Below are 18,345 nucleotides of genomic sequence, written 5' to 3'. Positions count from 1 at the left end.
CCTACTCTCCCATTAAGCACTCATGGCTAAAGGTTTGGCTTCAGAGAACAGGAATTCATATAAAAATCGCTCTGACCATTCATGGCCAAAGTAGCTACTAAATAACCCCGATGCGGGATCGCGATCGGCACTATATTGGTCGTAATCTCGTTGGGCGGTGCGAATTCTTTCTTTGGCCATTGCATCGCTGAGGGGTTGAGCGCGATCGAGTAACTCCCAATACAAATTCAAGTAATCTTTATAAGCCTGAAATAGCTCAGTTTGTACCGTTTCGGCATCCGTTTTCGCAAACAAGAGATATTGGGAAAAATATTGATTAGCATCATAGAACTTCATCTCTAAATTTTGCGCCAGATCGCTATAGCGATCTCGCACCCCTTTCATCGGTTCAATATACTTTTTCAAGTAGTCTGGATCGCGAAACAGAGGCTGAAAATCCATCACCACTAAAATTTTATGCTTCCCAAAAGAAAGAAAATCAATTCCCAGAAGCGGTAAATCATACTGATAACTGGGATAAATCACACTGTTAAAGACCTGAGAGGCTTCCCCCCCATCAATATAGGTGTAACGAATCTTCCGCAGTTCTGGACATTGATAACACCAGCTCTGAATCGTTGCCGGATGCTTGCCACGGGTACTCACCTGACGTTCTAGACCGGGCGGAATGGGTTGACTTTGTAAATCAAACCGCTTAAATAATTCCTGTTCTAAAAAATCCATAAAAGGTTTATACATAAGATCCGGACTCATTCACACGACTGTTAAACCCTAACAGTAGAACAGACAAACCAGCTCTGTCCCAGCTATGATCTACAAAGACACAATCCTTAACACTCTTAACCCATCTCAGCTCACAGGCATCTTGGCTTAATTCCGAAGTATCGATCACCCCCTTCTCTTCTATAAAATGTATTAAATCATACTAATTTTTATCTAGAATTCCCGTATATGCCCAGCTTTACCTTAAAGACAATTTGCCACCTTGTGGAGATCTCAGTACCATAATCAAGGCAACCTGTTCATCCTCAGTACAATTTCGATCATGCAACCCATCCGACTCAGAAGAGCAATTCAACCTTTTTCTAGAATCTGGAAACCCCTCCTAGGAGTCTGCATGGCTGCTTTGATCTGCTTTACACTCTCCATCACTCCAGCTCTAGGACAAATCCCCCTCCTCTCCACACCCGAAACCCCACAAAATCAACCCGGTCTAGGCTGGAACATTAACCAGATGAGTGATTGTGGAAACATTTTATGTAGTCCAGTTTATTTAGATGGCCAATTCTTATTTTATGTCACCTCTTTACCCGAAAATCAGCTCAACAGTGAAGATCAGTACCTTCCTTCCGCAGAAGAACGGGCCAAAAACATCCAAAATACTCTCTATAAAATCATTCAATCCAAACAGGAATATGAGATCCAACAACAATCTCTAAACCCCAATTACACCCCCGAACCCATCACCACGGAAATCGGCACTTTATTTAGCCAGACCGTAGTCTTTTTACCCGATCAAGAAGGTCTGGTTTCTCGTAAAATAGTCACCATTACTGAACTAGATGCTCGATACTCAGAACAACAAATTTCTGCTTTAGCCCAAGACTGGAAAAACATTCTGGAAGCACAACTACAAAAATCCATCTCTGAACGTCAAACCTTACTCACTACTCCCTGGGAACCAATCAAAAAAATGGTTCAACGGTTCTTATGGATCGTTTTTATTAGTCTCTCCATTTATCTAATCTATCGATTGCTCAAAGCTTGGGATCTAAAACTGCGTCGTACCCTACTAGAACTCGAATCCAGTTTAACCTTTAATCCAGAAGCTGTTTCATCAGAGAATTTAAAAACCTTCTCTAGCAACACGGATTCATCTACTGCTCAGACTTCCTTATCTGACCACTTACCTTTGGCCTTAAAAAACAATATGGGCTGGCAAGTCATTTGGAAACAACTGAATACCACAACAACGCAATTAGAATCGATGTTGCAAACCGTACCTCAATTATTGCTCAAGCATCGTACCTTGCTCAAGCAACAGCGTAATGTTCTGAACCTAGTTTTACAATTACTTTTAGCGGTACAGTTTCTGATTTGGTCTTGGGGAGCTGCCGCTTTAGTCAGCGTTTATCCTCATACCCGAACCTATAAACATTTTTTTGTAGATTTGAGTTTCAGTTTACCCCTGTTGTGGGCTGTAATTATTATCCTCAATAAACTCTGTGATTTTTTGATTGAATGGTCTTTGAGTCGATGGGCAAGATATGGTTCGCGTCTGGAGTCGGGTTCTTCTTCCCGTTATGCCTTAAGAACCAATACTTATTCAACTGCGCTCACCCAACTGACCACTTTTATTTTTATCGCGGTGGGTTTACTGATGACATTGCGCTTACTGGGTTTTCCTCCAGCTCTATTAGCTAGTTTTGGGGTGATTGCCGTGACGATCAGTTGGTTTTCTCAAAATACCGTTCAAGATTTACTTAATGGTGCGCTGATTCTCTGGAATGACCGCTATGCAGTCGGAGATGTGGTCGATATTAATGGCGTTGGTGGATTAGTCGAAAAGTTGAATTTATATATGACCCAGTTGCGAAATTTGGATGGAGAAGCGATTACGATTCCTAATGGTTCGGTGGGGATTGTCCGCAATATGACGAAGGATTGGTCGCGGGTGAATTTTAGTGTGGTGATTGCCTATGATGCGGATCTCAATCGGGCGATGCAGTTGATTAAAGAAACAGCAGCAGCGATGAGAAAAGAGCCAGCATGGGAGACGATCATTACTGATGAGCTGCAAATGTTGGGCGTGGATGAACTTTCTCATCAAGGGGTTTTGATTCGTGCCCTGATCCGAACTCAACCGATTAAACAATGGGATGTGGCTCGTGAGTTTCGTCGCCGACTGAAGTTGGTGTTTGAGAAGGAGGGAATTGGTATTGGTGTGCCTCAACAATCTTTGCGAATTCAGGATTATTCTGCTTTGCTTGCTCTAGGAGAGCAACCAGAGAAATACAGCACTTCCCATGGTAATGGCTCATAGGTAATATCAAGGTATTTCAGGAGTACGGGCATCTTGCCCGCTTTTCTTTTCCCAGTAGTCTAGGAAAACCATTACCTAATCGCCTATGGCTAACAGAGGCAACATTAATTATCGGAAAAATGGGTTTAAAACCCCGTCCTTCTAGGACAGCTTTTCTTGTTCTCTAATGTACTGCTTTAAAACCTCTATCGGCGCACCTCCAACGGAGCTAACAAAATAGCTCGGACTCCAGAGCGCATCTTTGCCGTAGGGCTTAGGGTAGCCAGCTTGACCATATCGGCGGCTAGAAACGCCTTTAAGTGTATTCACCATCTGAGAGATAGAAAGCTTAGGTGGGTACTCAATCAGCGTCTGAATATGGTCAGACTCTCCATTGAATTCGAGGATCTGAAAATTCATTTTCTTAGCCACTTCATTAAAAGAATTTCCGATAATTGCAAGGCTTTCAGCAGTGAACACAGCCCTACGATACTTAGTCACACAGACCAAGTTAACTTTAAGGCTTGAAATACTGTTTCTTTCCTTGCGTAAATGGGTTGACATTTCCTGTAGACCAAGCTAGAAAAAAATACAGACCAATTCTAACACAAGGAATGAAAGCGAGATATCAATACCGTTTCTATCCAACTGACCCAAGTTCTGTATAGGACGGGGAGTATGTCAATCTCCTACTCTCTCGGCATCTTGGGATAAGCGATTTTCGAGCAGGGCAGCGACTACACGATGATCTTGATCCTGGGAGAGGGTTTGTAGGGCTTCCTGAGTGGTTTCTGAGTCCGCAAATTTTTGGAGTGCCCAAGCGACTTTGCGGCGAATACGCCATTGGGGTGAAGTGATTAGGGGCAAGAGGGCGTTTAGGGCGGCCTGTTGTTTGGGGGTATTGGCTAGGCAAGCGAGGCCTTCTATGGAGGCTTCGGTAACGGTGATATCGTCGCCGTCTAAGCCGCACAGACAGACTTCTAATAGGGCTTCTGGATGGCCAAGGTCGGCGAGGGCGGCGATGATACTGCGCCGGAGTAGCCAATGGTCGTCTTGATGAAAGGCGATGACTAAGTGGGAGATGGCGACTTGGCCGGCGTAGGAGAGGGCGTTGGCAGCTTCGGAGCGCACGTTGGGGTCTGGGTCTCGTTTGAGCAGTTCGAGTAAGGCGGGAAAGGAGTCTGGGGATTGTTTGCGCCCTAGTCCCATGGCAACGAAGGAGCGGACGAGAAAATCGGGGTCGTTGATTTTACTCATGAGCAAGGGGACTGCATCTTCACTGCTGTGGTCTTTGAGGGCGGTGACGGCTCTGAGTCGGTCTTGGGAGTTGGAGCTGTTGAGGGCAGTTTGGATTTGATGCAGTTCCATAGGTGTTGGCGATCGCAATCTGTTACGTTTCTTAAAATTTTAACCATAATTTCCAAGATTTGGGAAGATGATAGATACTATAAAATGTTGAATTGAGTGTTAATACCCTAATTAAAGTCCTATGTCTGAATTGAACTCTACTCAAGCTTCGGCACAAGAAATTGAAGAAGTTATTCGTGAATTAGAGCAATATCGCGAGCGTCTAGTTAATGATGTTTTGGGGGTTTCTCGTAAGGTTAAGTTATCTCAAAAGCAAGCTTTAGAAAAATTGGCTAATCATCCTGAAATCATCAAGATCGATCATGCACTCCAGCAGTTACGAGGAAATCAAAGTTAACTGCATTTTGAGTGGGAGAATTAAGTTGATTCTCCTCTTGATTAATTTTCAAATTGAAGGGGGAAATACAGAATCATGTTAAGTCCTGTGGTTCAAGAATTAATTACCAAAGCTCAAATTGTTAGTTTTGAGAGTTGGATGGGTAAAGTGAAGCCGGAAGTGATTCAGGTGTTTGAAGAAGCTAATAAAGAGCGTCAATATTTAACGGATGAAGAGTTGAATCAGTTGGCAAGAGAAGGGGCGCAAAAGGAGGAGTGGTTAGAGATAGCGAGGCAATTGCGGGATCGATCGCCAGAGATTATCGATCGCGCTAGGTCTGTGGTGTTAGAACAGTTTCCGAACATTACGAAACCGGGAGGGGCGTTGTATCCGGAAAAACGGGCAGAAAATTGCTGGCGAGATTTTTGGCATTTTTTGCGCTGTATTCATTATGGAATTGCGGGAAACTGTGACCAGTATACGAGTGCTGAAGGGCTGCACTATATGGATTTATTGTATCAGGAATTAGCAGTTCCTTTAGATGCGATGGTGGTGGGTTTGGAAGCGATGAAAACCATCGGTATTGAAGAGTGTGGGGGAAATAAAAAAGGAGAATTATTACCCTATTTCGATCATTTGATCGATCGACTTAAGGGATTTGAGAGTTATAAAAGTTAGAGGAGGAAGGGAGATGTCCATGGATCGATTTCGGTATTTTTTTGATTGTTGTGTGGGGCAATGGGTGACGGAGCGGACTTATCATTATTTGACGGTTCAGGAGGTGGAGCGATCGCGCACAGAATTTGCGATCGCGCCCTTATCCACCGCAGCGAAAACCCAAGTCCTTAAGGATAATCAGCGGCCGGATGTAGATAATATCGAATCTCTGTGCGGTTTTCATTTAGGGTTTGAGACGGTTTCGGAAAAAGGGGAACGGGTTTCCCAAGAGCTTAATATGCTGTTTGTACCCCAGGAGGAAGTCTCTGGAGTGTTGATAGGGGATTATTTGCGCGATCGGGCCTACGAAGAGAAACAGCCCAAAGTCGCCCAATTTCGCTTTAATCCCGAAACTCTGGAATTATTGATGACAACCAATTATACTCGCGTTGTTTCCGTGGACTCGATTACCCTGATCAATCCCACACTCAGAATTCGGCGCATTTTCAACACCCACCGCCCCCCAGAAGGGCAACCTCTAGATCAATTGACTCTTGTGGGCTTTGGGGTGGAACAAAAACAGATCCCCATCTAGAAATTAGGAATAGCCCAATGGCTCGTATTCTGAGAAGATCGAGAGGATAAGTCCCCTTTGGGAGGCTGGAAATTTACAATTCTTCACACTTTCTCGACCGACCCTCGGTGTATAAATGAGGAGACGGAAACTAGGAATAAACTGGAAACAACTGGGATACAGTCAGAAAACCAGCTTAATTCTAGGATTCGGGTTTTCTGAACCAAAATGTTAAGTTTCTTAACGTTTTTAAGCATCCTTCCCAGGAATTAACCCTTTTGTAGACCCTCTTTGAAAGGAGATTAGAATAAATGCCTTTTGGACCCGCGTCGGAATTAGGAGTTTCTGTATACGAAGAAACCGACCCCATTGAACTCTGGCCAGGACAATCGGGTGAAGAAGTAGAAGCCGTCATCCGGGCAGTCTACCGCCAAGTATTAGGCAATGCCTATGTGATGGAAAACGAACGGCTGAGTGTCCCCGAATCTCAATTGAAGCGGGGAGAAATCAGTGTTCGTGAATTCGTGCGTCAAGTCGCCAAATCTGGCTTGTATCGCTCTCGTTTCTTCGAGACTTGCCCTCCGTTCCGCTTAATTGAGTTGAACTTCAAGCATCTATTGGGTCGCGCTCCCGATAGCTATGAAGACATGCAATTTCATGGTGCAATCTTGAATGAGCAAGGCTTTGAAGCGGATATTGATTCCTACATCGATAGCGACGAGTATCAAAACACCTTTGGGGAAAATATTGTTCCCTATGTGCGCGGCTACAAAAGCGCAAGCGTCAGAAATCTGGTGGGCTTCACCCATATGTTCCAACTCATGCGTGGCCCTGGAAGCAGTGACCTGAAAGGAAGCTTATCCGGTAATCGTCCTCGCCTCAATAAACTGGTGATTCAAGGAACTCCAACCGCCGTTGTGCCTCCCTCTGGTGGGGTTGGCGGTTGGTCTTTCCAAGAACCTCCCTCCAGCGCTCGGACTCGTCTGGGTACAGGAGCTACCGAAGGAGGAACGGTTTATCGGGTTGAAGTAACCGGTTATTGTTCGCCACGGGCTTTCAATAAGATGCCCAAATTCCGTTGGAGCAACAAAGTGCTGTTGGTTCCCTTTGATGAACTCTCTGATACCTATCAACGGATTCATAAACAAGGGGGTAAGATTGCCAGCATTACTGCGGTAAATTAGTCCCGATCGGTTGATGATGGATAGGTGGCAGTAGGACGGATGCCGTTCTGCTGCCTTCTGTGAAGTAGTCGCCTAGGTTATCAGAAAAATGGGTTCACCCCTGTGCAAGGGTGGTGGGATAGGAGAAGAGGGCGATCGCCTAAAAAACGCAAAAGCAATCAGATGTTATGGGATTAGATGACAAAGGCTTAGATCAACCCATGGTGCGTCTACAAGTGGAGGGAGGAAGCTACCCCCATCAGCGCCGCTCCCGAACTTGGTTAACTGTGCGGCAAAGTGAGTTATCTCAAGCGATACAACGGATTCACCGTTTTGGAGGGAAAATCCTAGAGGTTCAACCGGTAACCCAAGCGCTAGAGAGATCTCAAACCCCGATGGAGGATGGGAGAATCTCAGAGTTGACCTCACAAGCATCGTCTGCGGATGAAAGAGAGGAGATGAGAGGGGAGCCAGCATCTCCCAATGCTCAATTAACCCCACCCTTGCCGCCAGAAGCTCCGATGTCTCCCCCAACTCAAACACTCACCCAATCTGTGCCAGTTGAAGCCGTTAAACCGCTCTCGCCCGTGTATTCCTGGTTTCCCCAGGGAAAAGTCGATCCGTCCAGGATCAAACCGGTGCGTCGTCAGCCGATCAAACGCCCTAAACGAGATCGAAGGCAAGGGAGAAAGTTATCTCTAGGAAAGCAAAGACGGCAATTTTTCCGCAGTCAACCCCTGAAAAGACGGCGGAGAAGGTATCGGTAAGATTTCAGTTAAGATTATGGATCTCAAAGAATTTGTACAACAGTCCATTGGCCGATGGAGATCGCAACGGAGTGCCCATCATTTGGCTTTTGCCCACTTTGAAGAAGTGCGATCGACCATCGATATCATAGCCCTAGACCCCCAAGATCCTGGAGTTCTGGAAGTCTGTGGCTTATATCAGATCGATCCAGCCAGTATGGAGTCGCCGTTTAAGATGACTTGGGAAGGTGAATCGGATTGGGATGATGAAGAAGATCTAAGCGGCTCTTGTATTTTAGTGCCCATTCCCGATCCCAATTATCCCCAGAAAGGGAAACTGCTACGCGATCGCGGTTATGCGGAAACGATTCCGGCGATCGGTCAATATTCCCTCAATGAAGAGGGTATTTTTACCTTAATCACTGAATACGATCGGGCGGCCGCTGAAGAGAGAATTTGGTTTGCAACCCCCAATTTACGCTTTCGGGTTTCCCAGATTAAAACCCGTGATGGTCAAGGGGTGACGACGGCTTCTTTCTCGTCTGAAATTCGTTCTCTGTCTTCCTAACCCTTGAGAGCGCCCTCTGAACAGTCCATTTATCTTTGATCCCCGATATGGATTAACGCCACAATTTGAGATATAATCAGGAGATCATAAATAACAGGTTAGGGCCATGAAAGGCCGAGCAAACCGATAGCAAACTTTTCCATGACCTCTGGTGTATCCGCATCCTATTCCCAGGAGCTGATTCGATTGGCTCATTGGTTAGCTGGAGATTTTAGCAATCATCAGCAAGCCTATAACCATCCCACATTATATGCCCATATTCATGTCCTGTGGCGACCCTTGCCCTGGGAATTTTTTCAAGGGATTGGGTTTTATTCCGAGCAAGTCTATGATTACGACCTCTGGACACCCTATCGTCAAGGTGTACATCAATTAGTCGATCGCGGCGATCGCATCTATATCGAAAACTATAGCTTACAAGACCCCATTCTTTATGCCGGTTCAGGACGAGAACTCAGCATTCTCCAGACCATTACTCCCCAAGTTATCCAACGACGCTATAACTGCTCCATGGTTTTCCAATGGGACGGAACTGGCTACCGAGGAGCGGTCGAACCCGGAAATCAATGTCTGATTCATCGGAAAGGCCATCAAACTTACTTAGTCAGTGAAGTAGAACTGACAGAAACGACTTGGAAAAGTCTGGATCGGGGCATGGATGTAAATACCCATGAACAAATTTGGGGGTCAAAAGAGGGAGCCTTGGAATTTGAAAAAATCACCAGTTTTGCCCAGGAACTGCCCTCCCAATTTCGATGAGTCTTCGCCAGAACCGAGAGAGACTGAACCTGAACAACTTTCCCCTTTGAAAAGCAAGAAGGATAAACGAGTGTAAAAAAAAATAAACCTTAACCCCCAATTTGCTAAAATGGCTAAAGAACCAAAAAATAACCGCACCCAATACTCAGAGTCAAAAATGAAGTTAGGAATTTCAATTACTCCCACCGGTAAAGAGCTACTCAACGAGATGGCTAAAACCACAAAGTTATCACGCTCTGAATTAATAGAGCGCATGTCTAGGGGATATATCAGCGTTAAAAGTGAGCTGACGAATACGATTCTAACTTTAGACTTTGAGTCCAAATCAGCAGAGGCCAATGGTTCAGGAAATGAGGGCAAGTTTCCCACCCTGAAAAATATTGCAGTGAGTCAAGTTTCTAGCCAAGAAGCTCCGCCGACTTCGGCAGACCTGGCGGAACTGAACCAAGCTTTGGCAGAAAAAGACAAGACGTTGGCAACTCTACAGGAAAAGCTGGCGGTTTACCAGAAAGAGGCTTCCAGGGTGGCCTTGCTTAAGCAACAAGTGGCGGAGAAAGAATATACCATTTCTGAGTTGCACGGCCAAGTTAAGCAGCTTCAGCATAGCCAGGATGTAGTAAAAAATGATGCTGAAGGGAAAAATCAAGAGGCGATCGCCGCTTGGGAGCAGAAAGTCACTAAACAAGAACAAACCATTGCCCAACTGCAAGCCCAAGTCAATGAACTTGAGCAAACCCATGAGGCGCTGAAAAAGACCACGGTGGCTAAAGAGCATTATGAAGCCCTTCAAGCTCAGTTATCCCAAGCACAAGACCAGCAAAACTCGGCCGCGCTCATCTCTCGTCAAGAGTATGAAGCCCTAGAACGGAAGCTGCAACAACACTGCCAAGTCATTGATAGTCTCCAGTCCCAATTACAAAGCATGAAAACGCCCCATGCTAAAGAAACAGAATTGCGATCGCAACTGTATCTCCAGCAGCAAACCATCCAAGCGTTAGAAGAAAAAATGCAGCAAATGCAGCAGTTTTCCTCTATCGGTGAATATCACCTCAACCGGTGGCGCACTCATACCTTTTAAGCTTTGTAGGGGCGAAAAATTTTTCGCCCCTATTTGGACTAGGCGATCGCCGAATAGTTCTCATTCAACTCTTGCAACTGACTCGGAAGAACACACCGACGTTCAGAAGAATAACTCATCAAATTCACCCCATTCATCATTTTCACCGTACTCACGCGCACCCGGAAATTATCCGTAATAAACCAAGCCCTTTCCTGTCCTTGGTTGCGCTCATACTCCGTTTCAATCGTTAACACCCCATCCGGGGCAAAATGGTATCGCCCAATCACCGGAATCCCCTCAACATACCCCCGATTTCGTAAAAAATAGCCTTGGCGAGGATTCTCCGCATTCGGGATATCTACTAAAATAGCCGCATAATTGGGGTTCGGTTCTTTTTCGGCATCTAAGTTATCTTGCCACATAAAACTTGCCCCCCCAGCCGCTTTTGCCGGATCGGTATTATTCGTCTCACAAAGTTCCAGAACTTTCGGGTCATTGGGGCCAAAAACTTGGACAATCAGATTAGAAAGTCCAGACTCATTAATCGTCGAATCAAAATGATGAACAGTGCGCTCCGAGTACCAAACCCCTTCACTTTTGCGAAAGAAGTCCATCATCGTCATAGGATGCTTTAGTAACATGAATCTTTAAACCTTCTGTTGGCAGATCGAGATGTGGTTTTAATTAAGAAAAGTTAACAAAACTCTAAGTTATGTGCCCTAAAATTTTAGGATAAACCCAATCGGTTTATATTGATCAATTAAAACATGGTTTCTACAGATTATTGCGAGACAGCCAAGCAACTCGGACTGCATCCTGGAGCCGCTTGCCCCGGAATAGACGCTATGCAAATGGATTTATCCGGCATAGACTTAAATCAAGCCAACTTAGCCGCAGCCAATTTGATTGGCACAAACCTGAGCGGCGCTAACTTAAGCGGAGTTAACCTAGAAGGAGCAGATCTACGAGGGGCAGATCTCCAGGGTGCAAACTTACAGGGCGCGAACCTCAAAGGCGCATACTTAAATCGATCGCAACTTCAAAGGGCAAATTTAAGCACTGCCATCTTAGATCGTGCCAGACTCCAACTGGCACTCTATGACAGTGAAACTCAATGGCCAGAAGGTTTTCACTATCGGAAATCTGGAGCAGTCGGCCCCAAAGCCAGTTTAGCCGGAGCCTTTTTGAATACCGCCAACCTCCGAGGAGCCGACCTACGGGGAGCTAATTTGCGCGGCGCTTACCTCAGTGGAGCCGACTTAACAGGAGCCAATTTAGAAGATGCAGCCTTAAGTGGAGCCAATTTACAAAAAGCCTTTTTAACCGGCGCTAATTTGCGTAACGCTCGCTTGAATAATACGGAACTGCAAGGGGTCGATTTTCGCTGCGCCGACCTCACTGGAGCTAGTTTTGATCAAGTACAGAATATTGCCGGAGCTGATTTTAGCCAGGTTAAGGGCTTAACTGAGTCAGTCCAAAGTATTCTCTGTGGACGGCCAGCGCAAGAATTGGGCACTTGGAACTGCTTTACCCGCAATAGCACAGCTCAGAGTTTAGGGATTACGTTTGGCTAGAACTTTTCTCTAGCGGGCAAGATGCCCGCACTCCCTAGAGCTTTTCTCTAGCGGGCAAGATGCCCGCACTCCCTAGAGCTTTTCTCTAGCGGGCAAGATGCCCGCACTCCCTAGAACTTTTCTCTAGCGGGCAAGATGCCCGCACTCCCTAGAACTTTTCTCTGGCGGGCAAGATGCCCGCACTCCCTAGAACTTTTCTCTGGCGGGCAAGATGCCCGCACTCCCTAGAACTTTTCTCTGGCGGGCAAGATGCCCGCACTCCCTAGAGCTTTTCTCTAGTGGGCAAGATGCCCGCACTCCCTAGAACTTTTCTCTGGCGGGCAAGATGCCCGCACTCCCTAGAACTTTTCTCTGGCGGGCAAGATGCCCGCACTCCTCTAATCCTTTTATATTACTGGAGTGGGAGCATCTTGCTCCCTACTTTTGTAATTAGGGTATTTCCGCTTCGCAGACATGAACAAGCAGATTTGATATTCCTTGCAAAACGAAGTCATACCGACTATGATTAATAAAGGTCAGATCCAGGTAAACCAGGATGATTCGGATTGCAGACATTCCCTTAAACCAGATTCGTCGTCCCCTACCTCGGCAAACCGATCCCGCCAAGGTAGAGTCCTTGATGGCATCCATTGCCGAAATCGGATTACAAGAACCCATTGACGTGCTAGAAGTCGAAGGCAACTACTATGGATTTTCCGGTTGCCATCGCTACGAAGCCCATCAACGGCTCGGCAAAGAAACCATTCAATGTCGAGTGCGTCGCGCTCCTCGTGCCGTATTGCAAAAACATCTTGCTTAAGTAAACCTTACTCCTCATCACAGCTTATGAATACCAAACTTTATGACACTCGGATCGATCTTTCGAGAGACATTCAACTTGTTAAGAAGCGGGCAAGATGCCCGCACTCCTCGAATTCTTTGATATGACTGGAGTGGGAGCATCTTGCTCCCTCGGTTTTTAATTAGGGTATTCAAGGGGTTTCTCTTGCCAACTCTGATAAACTGTAGAGATCACATCAACTGTATTTCTGCTATGGATACCCAATCTTCATCTCTGAGCGCCGAGCAATACCAGAAAAAGATGCAACGCCGCCAAGAGGTGCAAAAGGAGCGAGTGGGCAAAGCGAATAAGGAGAAAGGTTTAATTGTTGTCCATACGGGAAATGGGAAGGGGAAAACGACGGCGGCTTTGGGGATGGTGTTGCGATCGCTCGGTCAAGGGTATAAAGTAGCGATCGTGCAATTTATAAAAGGAGCATGGGAACCAGCAGAAAAGGCAGTTTTACAGCCCTGGGTTCCCCAGCAACTGGAGTTTAAGGCGATGGGAGAGGGGTTTACCTGGGATACTCAAGATCGCGATCGCGACATTGCCAAAGCGACAGAAGCTTGGCAAGAAGGACTCAGCTATATCCAAAACCCAGAATTTCGCCTCGTATTACTCGATGAAATTAATGTGGCACTTAAACTAGGATATTTGCAAGTAGAAGAAATTCTCGCCGGTTTAAGCAGCAAACCAGAAGATTCCCACGTCATTCTCACGGGAAGAGGTGCGCCAGAAGCCTTAATTGAAGCCGCAGATTTAGTCACAGAAATGAAGTTAATTAAACATCCTTTCCGGGAGCAGGGAGTGAAGGCACAACCAGGAATTGAGTATTAAAATCAATTCAAAATTCATCAAATTAAGTCCGGTATACAGGAGTGCGGGCATCTTGCCCGCTTCTTCACCCATTTCTCCCTACTCATTCCCCATTCTCCGCAAGTTTAGTCGCCCGATCACCTAAAAAGCCCCATTGAGCGATCGCCTCATTCGTCCATAACCAAGTGTTGCGTCCCAGAGATCGAGGCTCAAACCCCAAAGGATCGCTCTTCATTACCGTTTTATATAATTCAATGCCCTCTTCCTCTTGATTATCCTGAGCCAAAACCAAGGCTAATCCAGCATAAGCCGTTAACACTTCTGGGGAAGCCTGAGCCTCAGCGATACGTCTTGCCCTAGAAAAATTCTTGCGAGCCTCATACCAATTGCCCTGAGCAGAATAAGCAAATCCTAGAGCATTGTAGTATTTTGGCTCTTGGTCATCTCCTTTAATCGCCCATTCCCAATAGCGTCTGGCATCATCAGCACTGAACTCTAAATTTCCCTGTTGCAGGGCTTGCCAAACCAAACGTCCCCAAATATAGTTGATCTCTGGCTCATTTTTGAACTGATGAGGAACGGATTCTAGGGCTTGCTTTGCATAGGAAATGACTGCATTATCGCTATCGAGCAAAGCTTCTACATGGGTAATGCCCTGCTCTATATTACCTTGATTAAACTCAGAGATGGCTTGATTCCTCAAAGTCTGATTGGCATTTTCTGGATTAGAGGACTCCACTGGAGACGGAGAAGGGAGGACAATGGTAGACTTTTGCTGGAAATTAATCCAACTCCTGTAGGCTGGAAATGCAGCAACAATTAGAAGAGAAAGTGCTGCTACAATGCTCATACCCATCCATCCCAAGCGTATCATGGGCAAAGGAAAAGCGGGGAATTTTATCCATCGCTTTTGGTCAGGTAATTGTTGTTCTTCGGGAATCTTAACCGGTAGAGCAGCAACCGCTTGACTGTGGGACAAAGCTTGATTGAGGGCAAGATTGGCTTGGGGATGTTGGGGATCGATATTCAGGGCTTTACGATAGAATTCAACAGATTCTTGTATTTGTCCTTGATCATAAAAAATACAGCCTAAATGGTAATAAGCATCTGTATAACTCCCATCGATTAATAGGGCCATCTGATGGGCAGCAATGGCATCTTCAATTTGACCTTCTTGATAGACAATCAGTCCTAATTGATCGTAGGCTTCGACATCTTGGGGATTGTTTTGAATGCGCTGTTGATAATAGGCTTTATTCTTCTTGGCGGGGGGGCGATCTCCCGGTGTAGGAGCAGCAAGAGGTAGAGGAGAGGGTGCAGAATGGGGGCGATTGTTTACCGGTGAAAACTGTTCAAATCCCGGTTGTAAATAGAGAATGGGCAGGGCAAAATAGAGGGTATCGGAACCATAGGTGGCAATGAGACCTTGGCGAGTACGATTTAAACTTAAATCAATGGCATATTCTCGTTTGAGGTTGCGATAGAATAATTGGCTAAAGGTAATGGCGACTCGATCGGGGATGCGATCGCCCATTGCCAATACGCTGGGAATGCCGCGTTTAAGCAAACTTTCGGCTAAACTGGTATCCCCGGTTCCGGCACTAGAACAGGAGTTGAAGAGAGCCATCAAGATGCCATTATTGACTAATAAACCGGCTAAATCTTCTCCATGAAGTTGTTCGGTTAAGCCATTGTGTTGATTTTTGAGATAGATTTCCCCTCCCCAGGCATTGGCTTGACTATGGCCGGAATAGTGGAAGATATGATATTGTCCTTGTTCTAGGGTTTCGGTCAGTTGTTGGCGATCGGGAAAGGTGAGAATATCTAGATGTATATTTAGACCCATGCCTTCATGACGTTGTAATTCGTCTTTGAGGCGTTTCATTTCTTGATCGAGAGCTAATGCTTGTTGATCGTTTGGAGCGGAAAGCACCATCAATATTCTTAAGGGATCGACAATGGGATTATCCGGTAAAGGGCGGACTCTGGGATTGATATGGTAGCGAGAAAAGAGGATTTCGGTATTGGTGGTGAGGGGGCGATCGCCAGCATGGAGAATTTCCCAAGGGAGTTTGGCAACCAAGGGATCTTTTAGGTACAAACGAAAGCGTAGAGGTTCGTTTCGATTACGGGCAACACCTTGGGCAGTATGCCAACTTTGGGCGATCGTGCCTTGAAAAAGGGAGTTATACAAGCTTTTTCCGAAGCTCAACACATCCACTGCATCTGAGGAAAGGGGAGTGGAAAACAGGGGATCGCCAATGAGATATTCGGTTAATTCTAGCCAATTGGCGATCGGCCATTCTACCTGTTCTTCCCCTAGAGGAACTCCAGGAACAGCATATTCCGTTCGCACTAAGTACGTTTTACGCAGGGGTAGATGTTCGCTGGCGCTTTCCCTGACATAACCCACTGGCGTGACCGACAAATGAAATTCTTGAGTCACCGCTTCACCTGCACCTTTTCCTGACTAGAGGCTCTAACTTTCTTTACAAGGCTTAGAGCCTAAAGTCAGGGAACTTTTGTAGATCGGGGGAGTATGAGAAGGAGTGCGAGCATCTTGCTCGCTAGAGGAAGGCAGCGAGCAAGATGCTCGCATCTTTAATCTTTACTTTTGAAGTGTATCAAAAGCCCATGGCAGCCGCAACAGATTGTACATCGGCCTCAATGCCTTGATGACAGGGGTTGTTACTATGATTAATGGCGGTATCGGGGTCTTTTAAGCCATTGCCCGTGAGAACACAAACAATTTTTGCTCCTTCGGGTACTTGGTCTTTGATCTTCAATAACCCAGCCACAGATGCCGCAGAAGCGGGTTCACAGAAAACGCCCTCTTCGGATGCTAACAGGCGATAGGCAGCGAGGATTTCTTCATCGGTGACGGCTTGGAATTGCCCACCACTGGCTTCTTGGGCGGCGACTGCCCGATCCCAACTGGCGGGGTTACCGATACGGATGGCGGTGGCTAGGGTTTCCGGGTGTTCAATGGGGTGTCCGGCAATAATGGGGGCTGCTCCAGCCGCTTGAAAGCCCATCATTTTGGGCAGTTGACTACATTTTTGCTCTTGATGGTATTCACAAAAGCCCATCCAATAGGCGGTAATATTACCGGCATTACCGACGGGAATACAGAGCCAGTCGGGAGCATCCCCTAATGCATCGACGACTTCAAAAGCGGCAGTTTTTTGTCCTTGCAGGCGATAGGGGTTAACGGAGTTCACGAGGGTAACAGGATACTTTTCAGACACTTCCCGCACGATCGCCAAGGCTTGGTCGAAGTTGCCTTTAATGGCGAGGACTTCTGCCCCATAGAGTAGGGCTTGAGCCAGTTTACCGAGAGCCACATAACCCTCCGGGATAATCACAAATGCCTTTAAGCCTGCCCGTTTCGCATAGGCTGCGGCTGCGGCTGAGGTGTTACCGGTGCTGGCGCAGATGACGGCTTTCGAGCCTTCTTCTTTGGCTTTCGAGACTGCCATGGTCATGCCCCGGTCTTTGAAGCTGCCGGTGGGGTTTAATCCATCATATTTTACCCAGACCTGAACCTGCTTCCCGATCTGATTGGCGATCGCCGGAGCCGGAATTAGGGGCGTATTCCCCTCTAAGAGGGTGACCACAGGGGTATTTTCCGTTACGGGAAGGTAGGCACGGTAAGTCTCAATTAAGCCTTTCCAAATGCTGCGTGCGGACGAGTTTGGATGGGTTTGGCCGATCTGGGTTGATAAAATGGCAGTCACGTTCGCTTGGTTAATCCAAATGAAGGTTAAGATATCTATTCTCTCTAGTTTAATCTATGGGTTCCTTTTAGGAAAACGATTGGCGATCGCCAGTGGGGGAATGGGGGAGATACATGATGGGATCGGCAATAGAAGACGGCGATCGCTCCCTAGAGATGATAAAATACCTCAGCGATCGCATTAAAACCCCTCTTTAAGCCCTCATTTCCCGATTAGATCCCCAATCAAAATGACCCATTCTACAGATATTGCCACCCTAGCTCGCTGGATGGCCGCTGACTTTAGCAATCAAGAACAAGCCTTTGAAAATCCGCCCTTTTTTGCCCATATTCGCGTCTGTATGCGTCCGCTCCCCTTTAATCTCATGGGCAATATTAGTTTATATCTAGAGCAAGCCTACCATCTAGATGTCACCCAACCCTATCGTACCCGCATCCTCAACTTTGTCCTCAAGGACAATCAAATTGAAGTCGAAAATCATAAAGTATTGAATGAAGAAGAGTTTTATGGTGCATCTCGACACCCTGAGCGCCTCCAAAAACTCACCGCAGAGCGGATCGAAAAACTGCCTGGATGCACCTTCAACGTTGAATGGACGGGTCATAGCTTCAAAGCCAAAGTCGAACCTGGAAAAGGTTGCGTAGTAGTTCGTAATGGCAAAACCACCTATCTCGATAGCGAATTTGAAGTCAGTCCAGCAGGACTCATTAGCTTAGACCGGGGACGCGACCTCGAAACCGATGAAAGGGTCTGGGGTTCTATTGCTGGCCCTTTCGAGTTTGTGCGCTGGGAAAACTTTGCTCATGAAGTACAAACCCAATAATATCAAGTTCGCTTATTCATGTCCGCGAAGCGGAAATACCCTAATTAAAAATCTAGGGAGCAAGATGCTCCCACTCCAGTCATATCAAAGAATTCGAGGAGTGCGGGCATCTTGCCCGCTTCTTAACCAATTTTCATGTCCGCTTGCGGAAACCGGACTTGATATTAGAGGTGCTTATATCAAGTTCGCTTATTCATGTCCGCGAAGCGGAAATACCCTAATTAAAAATTTAGGGAGCAAGATGCTCCCACTCCAGTCAGATCAAAGAATTCGAGGAGTGCGGGCATCTTGCCCGCTTCTTAACCAATTTTCATGTCCGCTTGCGGAAACCGGACTTGATAT

General features: G+C 46.3%; 20 protein-coding genes. 14 read left to right on the top strand and 6 right to left on the bottom strand.

Going from position 1 to position 18,345, the window contains the following annotated elements:
• Window positions 1-12: 12 nt before the first annotated feature.
• Window positions 13-738 carry a 15,16-dihydrobiliverdin:ferredoxin oxidoreductase gene (locus tag PMG71_RS02965; protein ID WP_283752152.1) on the bottom strand — a complete coding sequence of 242 codons (726 nt, stop codon included), beginning with the start codon at window positions 736-738 and terminating at the stop codon, window positions 13-15.
• A gap of 379 nt (window positions 739-1,117) precedes the next feature.
• On the opposite strand from PMG71_RS02965, the gene PMG71_RS02960 reads away from it, so the two are divergent.
• A complete protein-coding gene (locus PMG71_RS02960) occupies window positions 1,118-3,043 on the top strand; it encodes a mechanosensitive ion channel family protein (protein WP_283752151.1) in 1,926 nt (641 codons plus the stop codon).
• Between the two features lie 141 nt (window positions 3,044-3,184).
• On the opposite strand, the gene tnpA is transcribed toward PMG71_RS02960, so the two are convergent.
• Both tnpA and PMG71_RS02950 read right to left on the bottom strand, forming a co-directional pair.
• Window positions 3,185-3,586, bottom strand: a complete 402-nt coding sequence (gene tnpA, locus PMG71_RS02955; RefSeq protein WP_283752150.1) for an IS200/IS605 family transposase — start codon at window positions 3,584-3,586, stop codon at window positions 3,185-3,187.
• Window positions 3,587-3,703: 117 nt separating this feature from the next.
• Window positions 3,704-4,390, bottom strand: coding sequence for a HEAT repeat domain-containing protein (locus tag PMG71_RS02950; RefSeq protein WP_283752149.1), 687 nt, complete (start codon window positions 4,388-4,390; stop codon window positions 3,704-3,706).
• 121 nt (window positions 4,391-4,511) lie between these two features.
• Here PMG71_RS02950 and PMG71_RS02945 point away from each other — a divergent pair, with 121 nt between their 5' ends.
• The 8 genes from PMG71_RS02945 (at window position 4,512) to PMG71_RS02910 (ending at window position 10,251) form a co-directional block, all read left to right on the top strand.
• Window positions 4,512-4,727 (top strand): hypothetical protein, encoded by a 216-nt coding sequence (locus PMG71_RS02945; protein ID WP_283752148.1) that lies wholly within the window; start codon window positions 4,512-4,514, stop codon window positions 4,725-4,727.
• 75 nt (window positions 4,728-4,802) lie between these two features.
• Window positions 4,803-5,384, top strand: coding sequence for a globin family protein (locus PMG71_RS02940; protein WP_283752147.1), 582 nt, complete (start codon window positions 4,803-4,805; stop codon window positions 5,382-5,384).
• Window positions 5,385-5,397: 13 nt separating this feature from the next.
• On the top strand, window positions 5,398-5,958 hold the full coding sequence (locus PMG71_RS02935; protein ID WP_283752146.1) for a phycobiliprotein lyase: 561 nt from the start codon (window positions 5,398-5,400) through the stop codon (window positions 5,956-5,958).
• Window positions 5,959-6,248: 290 nt separating this feature from the next.
• Window positions 6,249-7,121 (top strand): phycobilisome linker polypeptide, encoded by an 873-nt coding sequence (locus tag PMG71_RS02930; RefSeq protein WP_283752145.1) that lies wholly within the window; start codon window positions 6,249-6,251, stop codon window positions 7,119-7,121.
• Window positions 7,122-7,288: 167 nt separating this feature from the next.
• Window positions 7,289-7,867: a rod-capping linker protein CpcD domain-containing protein gene (locus tag PMG71_RS02925; RefSeq protein ID WP_283752144.1), complete on the top strand. Its 579-nt coding sequence runs from the start codon at window positions 7,289-7,291 to the stop codon at window positions 7,865-7,867.
• 16 nt (window positions 7,868-7,883) lie between these two features.
• Entirely contained in the window at window positions 7,884-8,414 is a 531-nt protein-coding gene (locus PMG71_RS02920) for a phycobiliprotein lyase (RefSeq protein WP_283752143.1), read from the top strand.
• A 141-nt stretch (window positions 8,415-8,555) separates the two neighbouring features.
• A complete protein-coding gene (locus PMG71_RS02915) occupies window positions 8,556-9,173 on the top strand; it encodes a chromophore lyase CpcT/CpeT (protein ID WP_283752142.1) in 618 nt (205 codons plus the stop codon).
• A gap of 109 nt (window positions 9,174-9,282) precedes the next feature.
• Window positions 9,283-10,251: a coiled-coil domain-containing protein gene (locus PMG71_RS02910; RefSeq protein ID WP_283752141.1), complete on the top strand. Its 969-nt coding sequence runs from the start codon at window positions 9,283-9,285 to the stop codon at window positions 10,249-10,251.
• A 38-nt stretch (window positions 10,252-10,289) separates the two neighbouring features.
• Here the strand turns inward: PMG71_RS02910 and PMG71_RS02905 are convergent, their stop codons facing one another.
• Window positions 10,290-10,874: a phycobiliprotein lyase gene (locus PMG71_RS02905; protein WP_283752140.1), complete on the bottom strand. Its 585-nt coding sequence runs from the start codon at window positions 10,872-10,874 to the stop codon at window positions 10,290-10,292.
• Window positions 10,875-11,000: 126 nt separating this feature from the next.
• Between PMG71_RS02905 and PMG71_RS02900 the strand changes: the two genes are divergently transcribed.
• The 3 genes from PMG71_RS02900 (at window position 11,001) to cobO (ending at window position 13,464) form a co-directional block, all read left to right on the top strand.
• Complete coding sequence (locus tag PMG71_RS02900; RefSeq protein ID WP_283752139.1) at window positions 11,001-11,807, top strand: pentapeptide repeat-containing protein; 807 nt, start codon at window positions 11,001-11,003, stop codon at window positions 11,805-11,807.
• 535 nt (window positions 11,808-12,342) lie between these two features.
• Window positions 12,343-12,606: a ParB N-terminal domain-containing protein gene (locus PMG71_RS02895; protein ID WP_283752138.1), complete on the top strand. Its 264-nt coding sequence runs from the start codon at window positions 12,343-12,345 to the stop codon at window positions 12,604-12,606.
• 234 nt (window positions 12,607-12,840) lie between these two features.
• Window positions 12,841-13,464 (top strand): cob(I)yrinic acid a,c-diamide adenosyltransferase, encoded by a 624-nt coding sequence (cobO, locus tag PMG71_RS02890; protein WP_283752137.1) that lies wholly within the window; start codon window positions 12,841-12,843, stop codon window positions 13,462-13,464.
• Window positions 13,465-13,546: 82 nt separating this feature from the next.
• Here the strand turns inward: cobO and PMG71_RS02885 are convergent, their stop codons facing one another.
• Together PMG71_RS02885 and thrC are read right to left on the bottom strand one after the other, a co-directional pair.
• On the bottom strand, window positions 13,547-15,889 hold the full coding sequence (locus tag PMG71_RS02885; protein WP_283752136.1) for a CHAT domain-containing tetratricopeptide repeat protein: 2,343 nt from the start codon (window positions 15,887-15,889) through the stop codon (window positions 13,547-13,549).
• A gap of 178 nt (window positions 15,890-16,067) precedes the next feature.
• Window positions 16,068-17,156 (bottom strand): threonine synthase, encoded by a 1,089-nt coding sequence (gene thrC, locus PMG71_RS02880; protein WP_347179187.1) that lies wholly within the window; start codon window positions 17,154-17,156, stop codon window positions 16,068-16,070.
• A 13-nt stretch (window positions 17,157-17,169) separates the two neighbouring features.
• Between thrC and PMG71_RS02875 the strand changes: the two genes are divergently transcribed.
• The gene (locus tag PMG71_RS02875; RefSeq protein WP_283752134.1) at window positions 17,170-17,364 is read left to right on the top strand and encodes a hypothetical protein; all 195 of its coding nucleotides are present in this window, start codon (window positions 17,170-17,172) and stop codon (window positions 17,362-17,364) included.
• Window positions 17,365-17,409: 45 nt separating this feature from the next.
• Window positions 17,410-18,003, top strand: a complete 594-nt coding sequence (locus PMG71_RS02870; RefSeq protein WP_283752133.1) for a chromophore lyase CpcT/CpeT — start codon at window positions 17,410-17,412, stop codon at window positions 18,001-18,003.
• Window positions 18,004-18,345: the final 342 nt, after the last annotated feature.

It is taken from the genome of Roseofilum acuticapitatum BLCC-M154, from assembly GCF_030068475.1.
Taxonomy (GTDB): Bacteria; Cyanobacteriota; Cyanobacteriia; order Cyanobacteriales; family Desertifilaceae; genus Roseofilum; species Roseofilum acuticapitatum.
This window is presented reverse-complemented; position numbering and strand designations above follow the sequence as displayed.

Excerpts from the sequence above, each read along its gene's own strand:
- PMG71_RS02900 (WP_283752139.1), top strand. The coding sequence starts at position 11,001 with ATGGTTTCTACAGATTATTGCGAGACAGCCAAGCAACTCGGACTGCAT.
- PMG71_RS02895 (WP_283752138.1), top strand. The coding sequence starts at position 12,343 with ATGATTCGGATTGCAGACATTCCCTTAAACCAGATTCGTCGTCCCCTA.
- PMG71_RS02920 (WP_283752143.1), top strand. The coding sequence starts at position 7,884 with ATGGATCTCAAAGAATTTGTACAACAGTCCATTGGCCGATGGAGATCG.
- PMG71_RS02870 (WP_283752133.1), top strand. The coding sequence starts at position 17,410 with ATGACCCATTCTACAGATATTGCCACCCTAGCTCGCTGGATGGCCGCT.
- PMG71_RS02875 (WP_283752134.1), top strand. The coding sequence starts at position 17,170 with ATGGCAGTCACGTTCGCTTGGTTAATCCAAATGAAGGTTAAGATATCT.
- PMG71_RS02915 (WP_283752142.1), top strand. The coding sequence starts at position 8,556 with ATGACCTCTGGTGTATCCGCATCCTATTCCCAGGAGCTGATTCGATTG.
- PMG71_RS02950 (WP_283752149.1), bottom strand. The coding sequence starts at position 4,390 with ATGGAACTGCATCAAATCCAAACTGCCCTCAACAGCTCCAACTCCCAA.
- cobO (WP_283752137.1), top strand. The coding sequence starts at position 12,841 with ATGGATACCCAATCTTCATCTCTGAGCGCCGAGCAATACCAGAAAAAG.
- PMG71_RS02935 (WP_283752146.1), top strand. The coding sequence starts at position 5,398 with ATGTCCATGGATCGATTTCGGTATTTTTTTGATTGTTGTGTGGGGCAA.
- PMG71_RS02925 (WP_283752144.1), top strand. The coding sequence starts at position 7,289 with ATGGGATTAGATGACAAAGGCTTAGATCAACCCATGGTGCGTCTACAA.
- PMG71_RS02960 (WP_283752151.1), top strand. The coding sequence starts at position 1,118 with ATGGCTGCTTTGATCTGCTTTACACTCTCCATCACTCCAGCTCTAGGA.
- tnpA (WP_283752150.1), bottom strand. The coding sequence starts at position 3,586 with ATGTCAACCCATTTACGCAAGGAAAGAAACAGTATTTCAAGCCTTAAA.
- PMG71_RS02910 (WP_283752141.1), top strand. The coding sequence starts at position 9,283 with ATGGCTAAAGAACCAAAAAATAACCGCACCCAATACTCAGAGTCAAAA.
- PMG71_RS02930 (WP_283752145.1), top strand. The coding sequence starts at position 6,249 with ATGCCTTTTGGACCCGCGTCGGAATTAGGAGTTTCTGTATACGAAGAA.
- PMG71_RS02905 (WP_283752140.1), bottom strand. The coding sequence starts at position 10,874 with ATGTTACTAAAGCATCCTATGACGATGATGGACTTCTTTCGCAAAAGT.
- PMG71_RS02945 (WP_283752148.1), top strand. The coding sequence starts at position 4,512 with ATGTCTGAATTGAACTCTACTCAAGCTTCGGCACAAGAAATTGAAGAA.
- PMG71_RS02965 (WP_283752152.1), bottom strand. The coding sequence starts at position 738 with ATGTATAAACCTTTTATGGATTTTTTAGAACAGGAATTATTTAAGCGG.
- PMG71_RS02940 (WP_283752147.1), top strand. The coding sequence starts at position 4,803 with ATGTTAAGTCCTGTGGTTCAAGAATTAATTACCAAAGCTCAAATTGTT.